The sequence below is a fragment of the Streptomyces sp. NPDC058697 genome (assembly GCF_042715345.1).
In the GTDB taxonomy this organism is placed as follows: domain Bacteria; phylum Actinomycetota; class Actinomycetes; order Streptomycetales; family Streptomycetaceae; genus Streptomyces; species Streptomyces liliifuscus.
Genome location: NZ_JBHXSU010000004.1, coordinates 533268 through 547432 on the forward strand (window position 1 = coordinate 533268; position 14165 = coordinate 547432).

At 69.8% G+C, this 14165-nt stretch carries 16 protein-coding genes; 5 read left to right on the forward strand and 11 right to left on the reverse strand.

The window, feature by feature from the left end; translation table 11 throughout:
• Positions 1-9 precede the first annotated feature (9 nt).
• Complete coding sequence (locus ACFWXQ_RS13230; protein WP_383942625.1) at positions 10-1314, reverse strand: DUF6986 family protein; 1305 nt, start codon at positions 1312-1314, stop codon at positions 10-12.
• Positions 1315-1699: 385 nt separating this feature from the next.
• On the opposite strand from ACFWXQ_RS13230, the gene ACFWXQ_RS13235 reads away from it, so the two are divergent.
• Positions 1700-2611 carry an endonuclease/exonuclease/phosphatase family protein gene (locus tag ACFWXQ_RS13235; RefSeq protein WP_383942622.1) on the forward strand — a complete coding sequence of 304 codons (912 nt, stop codon included), beginning with the start codon at positions 1700-1702 and terminating at the stop codon, positions 2609-2611.
• Positions 2612-2699: 88 nt separating this feature from the next.
• Here ACFWXQ_RS13235 and ACFWXQ_RS13240 read toward each other — a convergent pair whose 3' ends face one another.
• The 4 genes from ACFWXQ_RS13240 to ACFWXQ_RS13255 all read right to left on the reverse strand — a co-directional run bounded on the left by ACFWXQ_RS13240 (position 2700) and on the right by ACFWXQ_RS13255 (position 5945).
• On the reverse strand, positions 2700-3662 hold the full coding sequence (locus ACFWXQ_RS13240) for an electron transfer flavoprotein subunit alpha/FixB family protein (protein WP_189842199.1): 963 nt from the start codon (positions 3660-3662) through the stop codon (positions 2700-2702).
• A gap of 72 nt (positions 3663-3734) precedes the next feature.
• On the reverse strand, positions 3735-4520 hold the full coding sequence (locus tag ACFWXQ_RS13245; protein WP_055613450.1) for an electron transfer flavoprotein subunit beta/FixA family protein: 786 nt from the start codon (positions 4518-4520) through the stop codon (positions 3735-3737).
• A gap of 245 nt (positions 4521-4765) precedes the next feature.
• Positions 4766-5290: a flavin reductase family protein gene (locus tag ACFWXQ_RS13250; protein WP_269650724.1), complete on the reverse strand. Its 525-nt coding sequence runs from the start codon at positions 5288-5290 to the stop codon at positions 4766-4768.
• Between the two features lie 232 nt (positions 5291-5522).
• Positions 5523-5945 carry a thioredoxin family protein gene (locus ACFWXQ_RS13255; RefSeq protein ID WP_189842299.1) on the reverse strand — a complete coding sequence of 141 codons (423 nt, stop codon included), beginning with the start codon at positions 5943-5945 and terminating at the stop codon, positions 5523-5525.
• Positions 5946-6020: 75 nt separating this feature from the next.
• Between ACFWXQ_RS13255 and ACFWXQ_RS13260 the strand changes: the two genes are divergently transcribed.
• On the forward strand, positions 6021-6437 hold the full coding sequence (locus ACFWXQ_RS13260) for a DUF4395 domain-containing protein (RefSeq protein WP_383942617.1): 417 nt from the start codon (positions 6021-6023) through the stop codon (positions 6435-6437).
• Between the two features lie 189 nt (positions 6438-6626).
• Positions 6627-7355, forward strand: a complete 729-nt coding sequence (locus tag ACFWXQ_RS13265) for a lysophospholipid acyltransferase family protein (protein WP_383942614.1) — start codon at positions 6627-6629, stop codon at positions 7353-7355.
• Positions 7356-7376: 21 nt separating this feature from the next.
• Here ACFWXQ_RS13265 and ACFWXQ_RS13270 read toward each other — a convergent pair whose 3' ends face one another.
• The 5 genes from ACFWXQ_RS13270 to ACFWXQ_RS13290 form a co-directional block, all read right to left on the reverse strand.
• The gene (locus ACFWXQ_RS13270; protein WP_383942612.1) at positions 7377-8069 is read right to left on the reverse strand and encodes a B3/4 domain-containing protein; all 693 of its coding nucleotides are present in this window, start codon (positions 8067-8069) and stop codon (positions 7377-7379) included.
• Positions 8070-8091: 22 nt separating this feature from the next.
• Complete coding sequence (locus tag ACFWXQ_RS13275) at positions 8092-8685, reverse strand: transglutaminase domain-containing protein (protein ID WP_383942609.1); 594 nt, start codon at positions 8683-8685, stop codon at positions 8092-8094.
• Between the two features lie 84 nt (positions 8686-8769).
• The gene (locus ACFWXQ_RS13280) at positions 8770-9840 is read right to left on the reverse strand and encodes a low specificity L-threonine aldolase (RefSeq protein WP_200402000.1); all 1071 of its coding nucleotides are present in this window, start codon (positions 9838-9840) and stop codon (positions 8770-8772) included.
• Positions 9837-10592, reverse strand: a complete 756-nt coding sequence (locus ACFWXQ_RS13285; protein ID WP_383942631.1) for an SDR family NAD(P)-dependent oxidoreductase — start codon at positions 10590-10592, stop codon at positions 9837-9839. Before ACFWXQ_RS13285 ends, ACFWXQ_RS13280 begins: the two co-directional genes overlap by 4 nt.
• A gap of 38 nt (positions 10593-10630) precedes the next feature.
• On the reverse strand, positions 10631-12028 hold the full coding sequence (locus ACFWXQ_RS13290) for a DUF6421 family protein (protein ID WP_383942606.1): 1398 nt from the start codon (positions 12026-12028) through the stop codon (positions 10631-10633).
• Positions 12029-12399: 371 nt separating this feature from the next.
• Here ACFWXQ_RS13290 and ACFWXQ_RS13295 point away from each other — a divergent pair, with 371 nt between their 5' ends.
• A complete protein-coding gene (locus ACFWXQ_RS13295; protein WP_383942603.1) occupies positions 12400-13083 on the forward strand; it encodes a glycerophosphodiester phosphodiesterase in 684 nt (227 codons plus the stop codon).
• A 24-nt stretch (positions 13084-13107) separates the two neighbouring features.
• Here the strand turns inward: ACFWXQ_RS13295 and ACFWXQ_RS13300 are convergent, their stop codons facing one another.
• Positions 13108-13647 (reverse strand): GNAT family N-acetyltransferase, encoded by a 540-nt coding sequence (locus ACFWXQ_RS13300; protein WP_383942601.1) that lies wholly within the window; start codon positions 13645-13647, stop codon positions 13108-13110.
• A 71-nt stretch (positions 13648-13718) separates the two neighbouring features.
• Here ACFWXQ_RS13300 and ACFWXQ_RS13305 point away from each other — a divergent pair, with 71 nt between their 5' ends.
• The gene (locus ACFWXQ_RS13305; protein WP_383942598.1) at positions 13719-14105 is read left to right on the forward strand and encodes a VOC family protein; all 387 of its coding nucleotides are present in this window, start codon (positions 13719-13721) and stop codon (positions 14103-14105) included.
• The last annotated feature ends 60 nt before the right edge of the window (positions 14106-14165 follow it).

The following is a 14165-nucleotide window of genomic DNA, read 5'->3' on the forward strand; positions in this document are numbered from 1 at the left end:
AAGAGCGCACTACTTGGCCGAGATTGTCAGGTCCGCTCGCCTCGGGGTTGCGAAAGTCTCCAGGTCGGCTCGGGTCAGGCCCGCCGCTCGGGCCACCTCCGCGATGTCGAGGGCGCCGCAGTCGAGGCCGCGGAGGAGGTAGCCGCTGAGGGCCTTGGCGGTGGCGGGCTCGTCCATGACGTCGCCGCCGGCGTGGTTGGCGTACCGGGCGAGACGTCCCGCAGCCTGCTCGAAGCCCTCGCGGTAGAACGCGAACACGGCCGCGTAGCGCGTCGGGATGTGGCCGGGGTGCATGTCCCAGCCCTGGTAGTAGGCGCGGGCGAGGGCGCGGCGGGTGAGGCCGTAGTGCAGCCGCCAGGCGTCGTGGACCTTGGGCGTCGGGCCGACCGGCAGGACGTTCGTGGAGCCGTCCGAGACGCGGACGCCGGTGCCCGCGGCCGCGACCTGCATGATCGCCTTGGCGTGGTCGGCGGCCGGGTGGTCGCTGGCCTGGTAGGCGGCGGAGACGCCGAGGCAGGCGCTGTAGTCGAAGGTGCCGTAGTGCAGGCCCGTGGCCCGCCCCTCCGCCGCCTGGATCATGCGGGCGACGGTCGCGGTGCCGTCGGTGGCGAGGATGGACTGGCTGGTCTCGATCTGGATCTCGAAGCCGATCCGGCCCTGCTCCAGGCCGCGCGCCTTCTCGAACTCCTCCAGGAGCCGCACCATGGCCGTGACCTGTTCGGGATAGGTCACCTTGGGGAGGGTCAGCACGAGCCCGTCGGGCAGGCCGCCCGCCTCCATCAGGCCGGTCAGGAAGATGTCGAGGGTGCGGATGCCACGGTCGCGGACCGGCGCCTCCATGCACTTCATGCGGATGCCCATGTACGGGGCCGCCGTGCGGTTCTCGTACGCCTGCGACACCAGCCGTGCCGCGCGGGCCGCCGCCTCGTCCTCCTCGGCGTCCGGGCGCGGGCCGTAGCCGTCCTCGAAGTCGACGCGGAGGTCCTCGATGGGTTCGCGCTCCAGCTTGGCTCGTACACGGTCGTACACGGGCGCTGCGAGGTCGTCGGAGAGGCCGAGGACCGCGGCGAAGGAGGCGGCGTCGGGCGCGTGTTCGTCGAGGGCCGCGAGGGCCTGGTCGCCCCAGGAACGGATGGTGTCGGCGGCGAAGACGTCACCGGGGACGTACACGGTGTGGACGGGCTGGCGGGTGCCGGGGTCGCCGGGGTAGCAGCGCTCCAACTCGGCGTCGACCGGGGCGAGGGAGGCGCTGATCTCCTCGCTGACCGCGCCCGCGAGGCTCGTCGCCACTTTCTCCTGCTGGCCCTGACCCATTCCACGCCCTCCCGTTTTCCGCTTCACGGAATCAAATATCCGTAGAGCGAAGTTATCCGCGGACCTTCCCGCCGGTCAACACCCTCCGTCCACCCGGGCCACCCCGAGGGATCTCGCTCCGACCGCCTCCGATACCCTGCCGGGCCACGTCCAGATTCGTTCCCGGGCCATGGCCGGATCCCTTCCCCGGCCGTCCGGGATTCGCACCGCGGCCGCCCCTGAATTCCCTCAGGGGCCGTCCCCGGGACTTCCTTCGGGGTCCATCCCGGGATCTCGACATGTTCACGCCGAGCTTCGAGACTGCGATGCGCACGACTCGCCCGCTGTCCGCAGCAGACCCGGTGTCCCCCACGGGAACCGGCATCGGCCACAGAAGGAGCCACCCGTGCCCCATCGCAGTCGAGTCACGCGCCGCCTGGGCCTCAAGACCGCGCTCGCCGCGGCGGTCACGCTGCCTCTGTCCAGTACAGCACTGTCGACCTCATCCGCCGCCGCCGCGAACCGAATACCGAGGAGCCGCCGGATGGAGGTCATGTCGTTCAATCTGCGGTACGCGAGCACCGCCGAGCCCAACAGCTGGGCCGTCCGCCGCCCCGTGATGCGCGAACTCCTGCGCCAGGAGCAGCCGCACGTCATGGGTGTCCAGGAGGGTCTCTACCAGCAGGTACGCGACATCGAGGCCGACCTCGGCACGCACTACGACTGGATCGGCACGGGCCGCGCGGGCGGCAGCCGCGACGAGTTCATGGCGGTCTACTACGACACCCGCAGACTCGCCCCGGTCGAGTACGACCACTTCTGGCTCTCCGACACCCCCAACGTGATCGGCTCGAACACCTGGGGCGGCGGGTCCATACGCATGGTGACCTGGGTCCGCTTCCGTGACCTGGGCGACGGGGACCGGCAGTTCTACTTCCTCAACACCCACCTCGACAACGCGAGCCAGAACGCACGCGCGCGTGCGGCGTCCCTGATCGCCGCACGGATCGCCGGGCTCGACCGGACCCTGCCGCTGCTGGTGACCGGCGACTTCAACGTCGCCGCCCACAAGAACGCCGTCTACGACACGATGCTGGCCGCCGGACTCACCGACACCTGGGACACCGCGGCCGAGCGGAGCGCGCTGTACGCCACCTTCCACGGCTACCGGCCCCTGACGCCGGACGGCGACCGCATCGACTGGATACTCGCCACGCCCGGCGTGACCTCGCACCGGGCGTCGATCAACACCTTCGCCGTGGGCGGACAGTTCCCGAGCGACCATCTGCCCGTACAGGCGTCGCTGACCCTGGCATGAGACGAGGCCCCGGTGACCGTGACGGTCACCGGGGCCTCGTAGGTCACGAGGTACCCGCGAAACGCCTGCGGGGCACCCCTGAAGCCGATCAGCCCTTGCGGGTGTTGATCTCCTCGGTGAGCTGCGGGACGACCTCGAAGAGGTCGCCGACCACGCCGTAGTCGACCAGGTCGAAGATCGGCGCCTCGGCGTCCTTGTTGACCGCGACGATCGTCTTCGAGGTCTGCATACCGGCGCGGTGCTGGATCGCGCCGGAGATGCCGGAGGCGATGTACAGCTGCGGGGAGACCGACTTGCCGGTCTGGCCGACCTGGTTGGTGTGCGGGTACCAGCCGGCGTCCACCGCGGCACGCGAGGCGCCGACGGCCGCGCCGAGCGAGTCGGCGAGGGCCTCGATGATCCCGAAGTTCTCGGCGCCGTTGACACCGCGGCCGCCGGAGACCACGATCGCGGCCTCGGTCAGCTCGGGGCGGCCCGTCGACTCGCGCGGGGTGCGGCCGGTGACCTTGGTGCCGGTCGCCTTGTCCGAGAAGGAGACCGCGAGGGCCTCGACGGCACCGGCGGCCGGGGCGGCCTCCACGGCGGCCGAGTTCGGCTTGACCGTGATGACCGGGGTGCCCTTGGAGATGCGGGACTTGGTGGTGAAGGAGGCGGCGAACGCGGACTGCGTGGCCACCGGGCCCTCGTCGCCGGCCTCCAGGTCGACGGCGTCGGTGATGATGCCCGAGCCGATGCGGACCGCGAGACGGGCGGCGATCTCCTTGCCCTCGGCGGAGGACGGCACGAGCACGGCGGCCGGGGAGACGGCCTCGTACGCTGCCTGGAGCGCGTCCACCTTCGGGACGACCAGGTAGTCGGCGTACTCCGCGGCGTCGTGCGTGAGGACCTTGACCGCGCCGTGCTCGGCGAGTGCGGCGGCGGTGTCGGCGGCGCCGGGGCCCAGCGCGACGGCGACGGGCTCGCCGATGCGGCGGGCCAGCGTCAGCAGCTCAAGGGTGGGCTTGCGGACGGCACCGTCCACGTGGTCGACATAGACGAGAACTTCAGCCATGGGAATGCTCTCCTGCTTGCGAAAGATGAGGGGCGGTCGGCGGATGGAGGTTCAGCGAGCCTCGAACGGGCTCTAGATGAACTTCTGGCCCGCGAGGAACTCGGCGAGCTGCTTGCCGCCCTCGCCCTCGTCCTTGACGATCGTGCCGGCGGTGCGTGCCGGGCGCTCGGTGGCGGAGTCGACCTTGGTCCAGGAGCCTTCGAGACCGACCTCGTCCGTCTCGATCTCCAGGTCCTCCAGGTCCCAGGACTGCACCGGCTTCTTCTTGGCGGCCATGATGCCCTTGAAGGACGGGTAACGCGCCTCGCCCGACTGGTCGGTGACCGACACGACGGCCGGCAGGGAGGCCTCCAGCTGCTCGGAGGCGGTGTCGCCGTCACGGCGGCCCTTGACCACGCCGTCCTCGACGGAGACCTCGGAGAGCAGCGTGACCTGCGGGACACCCAGCCGCTCGGCGAGCAGCGCCGGGACGACACCGGCGGTGCCGTCGGTGGACGCCATGCCGGAGATGACCAGGTCGTAGCCGGCCTTCTCGATGGCCTTGGCCAGCACGAGCGACGTACCGATGATGTCGGTGCCGTGCAGGTCGTCGTCCTCGACGTGGATCGCCTTGTCGGCGCCCATGGACAGCGCCTTGCGCAGGGCGTCCTTGGCGTCCTCGGGGCCGACGGTCAGCACGGTGATCTCCGCGTCGTCGGCCTCGTCGGCGATCTGCAGGGCCTGCTCGACCGCGTACTCGTCGAGCTCCGACAGCAGGCCGTCCACGTCGTCACGGTCGACGGTCAGGTCATCGGCGAAGTGCCGGTCGCCAGTGGCGTCGGGCACGTACTTCACGGTGACAACGATCCTCAAGCTCACGCCGGCTCTCCTACTGCATCGTCTTTTTTCTGGGCTGCCTGCTTAGGGGCAGCATAGGCGCCTGAAGCGGCCGTTCCCGGTGGGGGCGACCCGCGCTCCGGGCGAAATATTACTCGCCAGTACGCACATCTACGCTCCCGCAGGTGGTTCCCTCTAAGCAAGCGCTTTGAACTGTGACCTTCGCAACGCAGCGTAATCGGAACTCGACGCTCCCGCAGGCGAGGTGGGCCGTACGGCCCGACGCGTCATTCCCGCAGCCCCTTGAAGTCGCCCTGGTGGTACAGGAGTGGGCGGCCGGCGCCGGCGGGGTCCCCGAGGACCACCTCGGCCAGCACGATGCGGTGGTCCCCGGCCGGCACACGGGCCACGACCCGGCAGACGAGCCAGGCGAGGACGTCGTCCAGCACGGGGACGCCCTCGGGGCCCTCCCGCCAGGCGGTGGGCGCGCCGAAGCGGTCAGCGCCGCTGCGGGCGAAGGTGGCCGCCAGTTCGCGCTGGTGCTCGCCGAGTATGTGGACGCCGACGTGGTCCCTCTCGGCGATCGCCGGCCAGCTGGACGCGCCGGTGCCGACACCGAAGGAGACCAGCGGGGGCTCGGCGGACACCGAGGTGAGCGAGGTGGCGGTGAAGCCCACGGGGCCCTCGCCGCCCTGGGCCGTGATCACGGCGACTCCGGCCGCATGGCGCCGGAAGACGGAGCGCAGGAGGTCCGGGGAGGCGAGTTCGGGAGAGGTGAGCCGAGGGGTTCCGAGATCGGGCGTGGCCGTCATGGAGTTGTCCTTCTGCGGGAGGCGACGAGCAGGTCCTGGGCTGGTCAACAGCCCGGACAGTGCGCGCTCGCGCAGCGGGCGGCAGCCGCGGTCCGAGGGCGTTCGCGCTCGACGAGAAGGAGTTCCATGGGCATACGGTCAGGCTGACGATAGGTGGTGCGTGCAGTCAAGTGCGTCCCGGCATATGGGAGATGCGTCACCGGTGCCCTCCAGCCTTGTCCAGCTTCACAGGTCAGGGTGTTCCGACCGCCTCGCCGAGCGCGGCGATCACGTCCGCCTTGCGCGGCTGTCCCGTCGCGCGCCGGACCACGCGTCCGTCCGCGTCGAGGACGAGCACGGTCGGCGTCTTGAGAATGTCGAGTTCCCGTACGAGGTCGAGGTGGTCCTCGGCGTCGATCTCGACGTGCGTCACGCCCGGGACCAGTCCGGCGACCTCGCCGAGGACCCTGCGGGTCGCCCTGCAAGGCGCACAGAAGGCGCTGGAGAACTGGACGAGCGTGGCGCGCTCACCGAGGTCCTCGCCCAACTCGGCCGCGCCCAGCCGTTTTCCGCCGTCCCGCCCGCGCACTCTGACTCTCCCGCTCCGCCGTCGGTTCAGCACTCCGAAGGCGCTCGCCGCCACGAGCACCACCACGCACACCACGATTCCGGCCATCCTCGGCTTCAGCATTCACGAGACTGCAAAGATTCCCGTGTCAACGGATCGTTTTCCATGCGGAATGCTTGATCCATGGACATCGATGCAAGAGGGCCGCGTTTCGGAGCGGCCGTGACGGCCGTCGTACTGGCGGTCGTACTGATCACCGGCAGCGCCTGGCTGCTGGCCTGGCAGACACTGGCGTTCGCGCTCGGCGCCGCCGGTGGCGTGGCGCGTTCCCCGTACGGCTGGCTGTTCCGCAAGGCGGTGCGTCCGCGGATCGGGCCGCCGACGGAGTTCGAGGCGCCGGAGCCGCCACGGTTCGCACAGGCGGTCGGTTTCGCGTTCGCGGCGCTGGGTTTGATCGGCTACGGAGTGGGGCCCGAGTGGCTGGGGCTCGCGGCGACCGGGGCGGCGCTCGCGGCGGCGTTTCTGAACGCGGCGTTCGGGTACTGCCTCGGGTGTGAGATGTACCTGCTCGTACGTCGACTCACGGTTCGCGCAGAGTAAAGGCGGCTTAAAACTCCGAGGTGGATCAAGGGGTGACGTGACGAGGATCTCGCCCTGGCGCGGCACGAACACTGGCCACTCGTCCGTTCTTGGGGCACGATCTGCGCAATGCCGTAAACCTACGGCAGCGTAACTTCCCGCCGGGAGCCCCCTTCCCAGGCAGACCAGAGAGAAGGGTCCCTTCCGTCCATGGCTGAGCTTGCCTACCGTCCCGCCATCGGTCTCGCCCAGACTTTGTTCAAGGCCTGGGACCTGAAGATCGACCTCAAGGGAACGGAGAACATCCCGCGCTCGGGCGGTGCGGTGCTGGTGAGCAACCACATCAGCTATCTCGACTTCATCTTCGACGGTCTGGCAGCCCTGCCGCAGAAGCGTCTGGTCCGCTTCATGGCGAAGGAGTCGGTCTTCCGGCACAAGATCTCCGGCCCGCTGATGCGCAACATGAAGCACATCCCGGTGGACCGCAAGAACGGCGAGGCGGCGTACGCCCACGCGCTCGACTCGCTGCGCTCCGGCGAGATCGTAGGCGTCTTCCCCGAGGCCACGATCTCCCAGTCGTTCACGCTGAAGAGCTTCAAGTCGGGTGCCGCGCGCATGGCCCAGGAGGCCGGCGTCCCGCTGATCCCGATGGCGGTGTGGGGCACGCAGCGGCTGTGGACCAAGGGCCACCCGCGCCACTTCAAGCGCAGCCACTTCCCGATCACCATCCGCGTCGGCGAGGCCATAGAGGCCTCGCGCGACAAGTACGCGGGCGCGATCACCCGCCAGCTGCGCGAGCGCGTGCAGGAGCTCCTGGAAGCCGCGCAGCGCGCCTACCCCGTACGCCCCAAGGGCCCCAACGACACCTGGTGGATGCCGGCCCACCTCGGCGGCACGGCCCCCACCCCCGAAGAGGTCAAGGCCGCCGAGGCCCTCTGAGAGGCCGGTTGCGTCGAGCCGCTACCGAGGCGCGTGCACAGTGATCCGCGCCCCCGGGCTGAACTTCTCCAGCAGTTCGGCGAGTTCGGCTCCCGCGGCCTCCACGTCGGCGACCGGCATCGGTGTGAGGCTCTCCAGGAGGAAGACCGCCGAGGCCGACTCCTCGGTGAGGCGGGTGCGCGGGCCCTGGCGCCAGTTCCAGCGGCGGCAGGTCACGCCCCTCTCGTCGCACCACACCACCTCGCCGGCGTCGGGGTGCTCGACGGTCTCCTCCCCCGCCGCGACGGTGACGAACTCCTCGTCGCCCGTGGCGCGCACGAGACGCATCCCGCCCTGGATGTGGTCGAGGTCCTCCCCGCCGACGGGGATCAGATGGGCGACGCTGATCGCGTTGTAGAGATCGACCAGCACGTTGATCCGGGGCAGCCCGGCGTCCGAGAGGGCCCTCTTCGCCAGCGCCTCCGCCGAGTTGCGCGTACGCGAGGGCTTGGAGCCGAACGCCGTGTAGACCTCGCGCCAGGCGGCCATGTGCGGGTCCTCGTGCGGGGCGCGCCCGTCGAGGCGGGCCGCGAGACGGCGGGCCGCGTCGTCGAGGAGCTCCGAGGTGGCGTCCGTACTGGGCCCGTTGACGAGGCCGTACGCCTCGATGGCGAGGTGCGTGAAACCGGGTGCGAGGGCGCGGACCTCGTCGGACACGGTGAGCGGGAGTGTCATCGTCTGCCTTGCCTGCCTTGCCTCAGAGTGCGGTGGGGAGGGTCCTCCACAGGTGCGGCCGGTCGGGGGCTGCCTTGAGGGCGCTCAGGACGACCGGATGAGGTTCAGCGTACAGTACTGGATAGTCCATCTCATTGGACTGCGGGTCGACGGGGAAGGCCAGCCGTTCGCCGTCGAGCGAGAACCGGGCATCCACGCCCGGTTTGTTGCCGCGGCAGTCCTGCCGGTGCCAGGCCCCGTTGAACCGCACGGCGACCAGACCGTGCACGACGTGCCCGCTTCCGTCGTCGTGGAGAAGCGACTGGTAACAGAAGGCGGTGGGGATGTCCTCGGCCCGCAGGAGCGCGGCGAGCGCGTGCGCCTTGGCGTGGCAGATGCCGGTGCGCAGCTCCAGGACGTCGGACGCGCGCCAGGTGACGCGCGGGTCGCCCGCGTCCTGGGAGTGCGGGACGGTGTCGCGCACGAACTCGTACGCGGCGCGCGCATACTCATACGAGTCCGCCACCCCCTCGGCGAGACGGGCAGCCGTCTCCCGCACGAGTGGATGGTGATGGTCGACCACCTCGCCAGCAGCCAAGTATGCGGACAGGTCGGGGGTGTTCTGGATCAGCTCCATGCCCGCAGAGCATAGGAATGCGATCACCCGAGAGTCAATTACTTTTCAAGTGACCGCATACCTATGCACGCCGACACTGGGGAGCTAGCGGGCCATTTCCTCCTTGAGCGCCGCCACGAAGCCGTCGACATCGTCCTCGGTCGTGTCGAAGGCGCACATCCAGCGGACGTCGCCCGCGGCCTCGTCCCAGAAGTAGAAGCGGTAGCGCTTCTGCAAGCGCTCGCTCACGTCGTGGGGCAGCCGTGCGAAGACGGCGTTGGCCTGCACGGGGTGGAGGATCTCGACGCCGTGGACCGCGCGGACGCCCTCGGCGAGGCGCTGGGCCATCTCGTTCGCGTGGCGGGCGTTGCGCAGCCACAGGTCCTTGGCGAGCAGCGCCTCCAACTGCACCGAGACGAAGCGCATCTTGGAGGCGAGCTGCATCGACAGCTTGCGCAGGTGCTTCATGTGGCTGACGGCGTCCTGGTTGAGGACGACCACGGCTTCGCCGAACAGCGCGCCGTTCTTCGTGCCGCCGAAGGACAGGACGTCCACGCCGACCGCGTTGGTGAACGCCCGCATCGGGACGTCAAGGGAGGCGGCCGCGTTGGCTATCCGGGCACCGTCGAGGTGGACCTTCATGCCGTGCGCGTGGGCGTGCTCGCAGATCGCGCGGACCTCGTCGGGCGTGTAGACGGTGCCCAGCTCGGTGTTCTGGGTGATCGAGACGACCTGCGGCATCGCACGGTGCTCGTCGTCCCAGCCGTACGCCTGCCGGTCGATCAGCTCAGGGGTGAGCTTGCCGTCGGGCGTGGGCACCGTGAGGAGCTTGAGCCCGCCCATGCGCTCGGGGGCGCCGCCCTCGTCGACGTTGATGTGCGCGCTCTCCGCACAGATCACCGCGCCCCAGCGGTCCGTGAGCGCCTGGAGCGCCACGACGTTCGCGCCGGTGCCGTTGAAGACGGGGAACGCCTCGGCACTCGCGCCGAAGTGGCCCCGGATCACCTGCTGGAGGTGATCGGTGTAGTCGTCCTCGCCGTACGCGATCTGGTGCCCGCCGTTGGCCAGGGCCAGGGCGGCGAGCACCTCGGGGTGGGCCCCCGCGTAGTTGTCACTGGCGAATCCGCGGATCTCCGGGTCGTGACGCCGCCGGGCGTCGGTCTTCGGAGGGTTCACCGCTTCTCGGTCAGCCACAGACGCTTTCCGTTCACTTCGGAGGCGGGCCGCTCCCAGACGTCGGTGATGGCCTCGGCCAGCTCCTTGACGTCCGTGAAGCCCGCGAACTTCGCGTTCGGGCGCTCGGCGCGCATCGCGTCGTGCACCAACGCCTTCACCACCAGGATGGCAGCCGCCGACGTCGCCCCGTCCGCGCCCTCGGCGACTCCGGCCTTGCGGAAGAAGTCGCCCATGGCCAGCGTCCATGCCTCGGCCGCGGCCTTGGCGGCGGAGTAGGCGGCGTTGCCCGCGGTGGGCTTGCTGGCGCCCGCGGCGCTGATCAGGACGTACCGGCCGCGGTCGCTGCGCTGCAGTGCCTCGTGGAAGGCGAGGGAAGTGTGCTGCACGGTCCGGATCAGCAGCATCTCCAGGAAGTCCCAGTCGTCGAGGCTGGTCCTGGTGAAGGTCTCGCTGCCGCGCCAGCCGCCCACGAGGTGGACCAGGCCGTCGACCCGCCCGAAGTCCTTCTCGATGCGGGCGGCCCAGTCGTGGCTGGACTGCAGGTCGAGCAGGTCGACCGTGTCGCCGACGACCGTGGAGCCGCCGTGCGCGTAGCGGGCAGCGTCCACCGCCTCCGCGAGCCGCTCGGGATCGTTGTCCGAGCCGACGACGGTCGCTCCCGCCTCGGCGAGCCGCAGGAGCGCCGCCCGGCCGGCGGGTCCGCCCGCGCCGGCCACCGCGATCACCGCACCGCTGAGAGCCCCATTCCCCATGATCTTCGCCTCCTGAGCAGTGTTCTTGGCGCGGTCGCTCACGCGGCCACCCGCTCGGCACTCTCCGCCGTGATGCCCTTGGTGGAGGCGATCACGTTCTTCAGCTTCTTGGAGAGGGCCTCATAGAACATGCTCAGGGGAAACTCGTCCGGAAGCACGTCGTCCACGAGCTTTCGCGGCGGCTGGTTCAGATCGAGGGCGTCCGGGCCCTTGGCCCAGCGGGATCCCGGGTGCGGGGCGAGGTACTGGGACACCATGTCGTACGCGGCGAACCAGTGGACCAGCTTCGGCCGGTCGATGCCGTCGCGGTACAGCTTCTCGATCTCGGCGCACAGCTGGTTGGTGACCTGCGGGGCGCGCTGCCAGTCGATGTGCAGCTTGTTGTCGGTCCAGCGGACGACGTCGTGCTTGTGCAGGTAGGCGAAGAGCAGCTGGCCGCCGAGCCCGTCGTAGTTGCGGACGCGGTCGCCGGTCACGGGGAAGCGGAACAGGCGGTCGAACAGCACTGCGTACTGCACGTCACGGCCCTGCGGGAAGCCGTCGGCCTCCAGTTTCACGGCCTCCTTGAAGGCGGTGAGGTCGCAGCGCAGCTCCTCCAGGCCGTACATCCAGAACGGCTGGCGCTGCTTGATCATGAAGGGGTCGAAGGGCAGGTCGCCGTGGCTGTGGGTGCGGTCGTGGACCATGTCCCACAGGACGAAGGCCTGCTCGCAGCGCGCCTGGTCGCCGACCATCTCGCGGATGTCGTCGGGCAGTTCGAGGCCGAGCGTGCCGACGGCGGCCTCGGTGACCTTGCGGAAGCGGGCGGCCTCGCGGTCGCAGAAGATACCGCCCCAGGAGAATCGTTCCGGCGCCTCGCGCACGGCGATGGTCTCCGGGAAGAGGACGGCCGAGTTGGTGTCGTATCCGGCCGTGAAGTCCTCGAAGGTGATGCCGCAGAACATCGGGTTGTCGTAGCGGGTGCGCTCAAGATCGGCCAGCCACTCGGGCCAGACCATGCGCAGGACGACCGCTTCGAAGTTGCGGTCCGGATTGCCGTTCTGCGTGTACATCGGGAAGACGACCAGGTGCTGGAGCCCGTCCTCGCGGTGTGCGGCGGGCTGGAAGGCCAGCAGGGAGTCGAGGAAGTCGGGGACCTGGAAGCCGCCCTCCGCCCAGCGGTGCAGGTCCTTGACCAGCGCCTCGTGGTAGGCGGTGTCGTGTGGAAGGAGCGGGGAGAGTTCCTCGACCGCGTCGATGACCCGGCGCACGGTGAGACCGGCTTCGGCCTGATCCGGGGCGCCCTCGGCGTCGAAGTCGACCGAACCGTCCTTGGACTGCCATGGCCGGATCCGCTCCACGGCATCCTTGAGCACGGGCCAAGCCGGGTGCTCCACCACCCTGTCCTGCGGAGGAGCCTGCTCCTCCGTACCCACCTGCACAAGAATTTCCGTCATGACCCATCCTCCACGGGAGAACCTCGCGTATGGACACCGTATGCGTGCAGGGTTCTCCGCCACAAGTGGAGACTCGGGAGATTATCCTGCCTCCCCTCGTCTTCACCGCTCTTTTTCCTGCCGGATGCCACGGCGACGAATACTTCCGCCGATTGCTGGGTAGCCGCCGAAGTTCGGTCAACCCGCTCGGGACTCGCCCACGCAGGAGTGAGGCGGGAGGAGCCCGGCACGGCCTGTTCTCGCCGCTGGAAGGCCTCATTGGCCGCTGCCGGAGCGGGTTCAACGCCGGGCCGGGCGATTAGGCTGCGGCCTTGCCGCGTGGGCACGGGAACGCGGCAGCCGAGCCGCCGTCGACGGAAGCGGAGTCAGCCTTGAACTTTCTCACCATCGGGCACCGCGGAATCATGGGTGTCGAACCCGAGAACACCCTCCGCTCCTTCATCGCCGCCCAGCAGGCCGGCCTCGACCTGATCGAACTCGATCTGCATCTGAGCAAGGACGGCGCGCTCGTCGTCATGCACGACGCCGACGTGGACCGTACGACCGACGGCTCGGGGCCGATCGCCGAGAAGACCCTCGCCGAGCTGCGGGTGCTGGACGCCGGCCGCGGTGAGCGGATCCCGGTCTTCGAGGAGGTCCTGGACGCCGTCACGGCCCCGCTGCAGGCCGAGATCAAGGACGTGGCCGCGGCCCGGGCGCTGGCGGAGGTGATGAACCGGCGCGATCTGGTCGGCAGGGTCGAGGTCCTGTCGTTCCACGACGAGGCCATCGCCGAGACCGCGCGGCTCGTCCCCGGCGTCCGCACGGCGCTGGTCGCCAGCCGCTATGGCATCGATGTCGTCGAGCGGGCGACCGCGGTCGGCGCCACGAGTCTCGTGCTGAACATCCGGCGGCTGACCCTGGAGGTCGTCGAGCGCGCCCGCAAGGCGGACCTGCGGATCATCGGCTGGGTCGTGAACACCCAGGACCATCTGCGCCTCGTACGCGCCCTCGAACTGGACGGCGCGACCACCGACTATCCGGAGATCAAGCGCACGGGCCGCTTCACGGCGTAACGGCCGGACCGCGAGGCGGAACGATTATGCGAGCGGCTTCACCAGGAGCTCGAACCGCAGATCGTCGCGCTGCGGGATGCCGAACCGCTCGTCGCCGTACGGGAAGGGAGTCATCTCTCCCGTACGGCGGTAACCGCGCCGCTCGTACCAGGCGATGAGGTCCTCCCGTACGGAGATCACGGTCATGTGCATCTCCTTGACATCCCAGGTCTCACGCGCGAACCGCTCCGCCTCGGCGATGATCACCTTGCCGAGGCCGGCGCCCTGGAGGGCGGGGCTGACCGCGAACATGCCGAAGTAGGCGTGGTCACCCCGGTGTTCGAGCTGACAGCAGGCGACCACCGTGCCGTCGCGCTCGACGGTCAGCAGGCGGCTGTCGGGAGACTTGATGACCGCGCGCACGCCCTCCGGGTCGGTCCGCTGACCCTCCAGGATGTCCGCCTCGGTCGTCCACCCGGTGCGGCTGGAGTCTCCCCGGTAGGCCGACTCGATCAGCACGACGAGGGCGTCCACGTCGGCGTCGGTGGCGTCGCGGAACGTCAGTCCGGTGGCGGCGGTGTCCATGGAGCGGTTCTCCGATCTCGGGCGCGGCTCGGGCACCGCCGAGCGTAGCCGTCCCACTAGGCTGCGGGCACATGGTGCATGTACTGAGCAGCCGGACCTTGCTCCGCCCCACCGACCCCGAGCGTTCCCGCGCCTTCTACGGCGAGAAGCTGGGCCTGCCGGTCTACCGCGAGTTCGGTACGGGTCCCGAGCGCGGCACCGTCTACTTCCTCGGCGGCGGTTTCCTGGAGGTCGCGGGCCGCTCCGAGGAACCCCCCTCCCCCGCCGTCAAGTTGTGGCTCCAGGTCGCGGACGTCACAGCGGCGTACGAGGAACTTCTGGCCGCGGGCGTCGAGGTGCGCCGGCCTCCGGTGAAGGAGCCGTGGGGGCTCATCGAGATGTGGCTCGCGGATCCGGACGGAACCGAGATCGTGGTGGTGGAGGTGCCGGCGGACCATCCGCTGCGGTACCGGCCCTGAGCGGAGGCGCTGCGCGGAGGTGAGCGGAGGCGCTGCGCGGAGGCACCGCGCGGACCGCCC

Excerpts from the sequence above, each read along its gene's own strand:
- ACFWXQ_RS13230 (WP_383942625.1), bottom strand. The coding sequence starts at position 1,314 with ATGGGTCAGGGCCAGCAGGAGAAAGTGGCGACGAGCCTCGCGGGCGCG.
- ACFWXQ_RS13240 (WP_189842199.1), bottom strand. The coding sequence starts at position 3,662 with ATGGCTGAAGTTCTCGTCTATGTCGACCACGTGGACGGTGCCGTCCGC.
- ACFWXQ_RS13250 (WP_269650724.1), bottom strand. The coding sequence starts at position 5,290 with ATGACGGCCACGCCCGATCTCGGAACCCCTCGGCTCACCTCTCCCGAA.
- ACFWXQ_RS13255 (WP_189842299.1), bottom strand. The coding sequence starts at position 5,945 with ATGGCCGGAATCGTGGTGTGCGTGGTGGTGCTCGTGGCGGCGAGCGCC.
- ACFWXQ_RS13260 (WP_383942617.1), top strand. The coding sequence starts at position 6,021 with ATGGACATCGATGCAAGAGGGCCGCGTTTCGGAGCGGCCGTGACGGCC.
- ACFWXQ_RS13265 (WP_383942614.1), top strand. The coding sequence starts at position 6,627 with ATGGCTGAGCTTGCCTACCGTCCCGCCATCGGTCTCGCCCAGACTTTG.
- ACFWXQ_RS13270 (WP_383942612.1), bottom strand. The coding sequence starts at position 8,069 with ATGACACTCCCGCTCACCGTGTCCGACGAGGTCCGCGCCCTCGCACCC.
- ACFWXQ_RS13275 (WP_383942609.1), bottom strand. The coding sequence starts at position 8,685 with ATGGAGCTGATCCAGAACACCCCCGACCTGTCCGCATACTTGGCTGCT.
- ACFWXQ_RS13285 (WP_383942631.1), bottom strand. The coding sequence starts at position 10,592 with ATGGGGAATGGGGCTCTCAGCGGTGCGGTGATCGCGGTGGCCGGCGCG.
- ACFWXQ_RS13290 (WP_383942606.1), bottom strand. The coding sequence starts at position 12,028 with ATGACGGAAATTCTTGTGCAGGTGGGTACGGAGGAGCAGGCTCCTCCG.
- ACFWXQ_RS13300 (WP_383942601.1), bottom strand. The coding sequence starts at position 13,647 with ATGGACACCGCCGCCACCGGACTGACGTTCCGCGACGCCACCGACGCC.
- ACFWXQ_RS13305 (WP_383942598.1), top strand. The coding sequence starts at position 13,719 with ATGGTGCATGTACTGAGCAGCCGGACCTTGCTCCGCCCCACCGACCCC.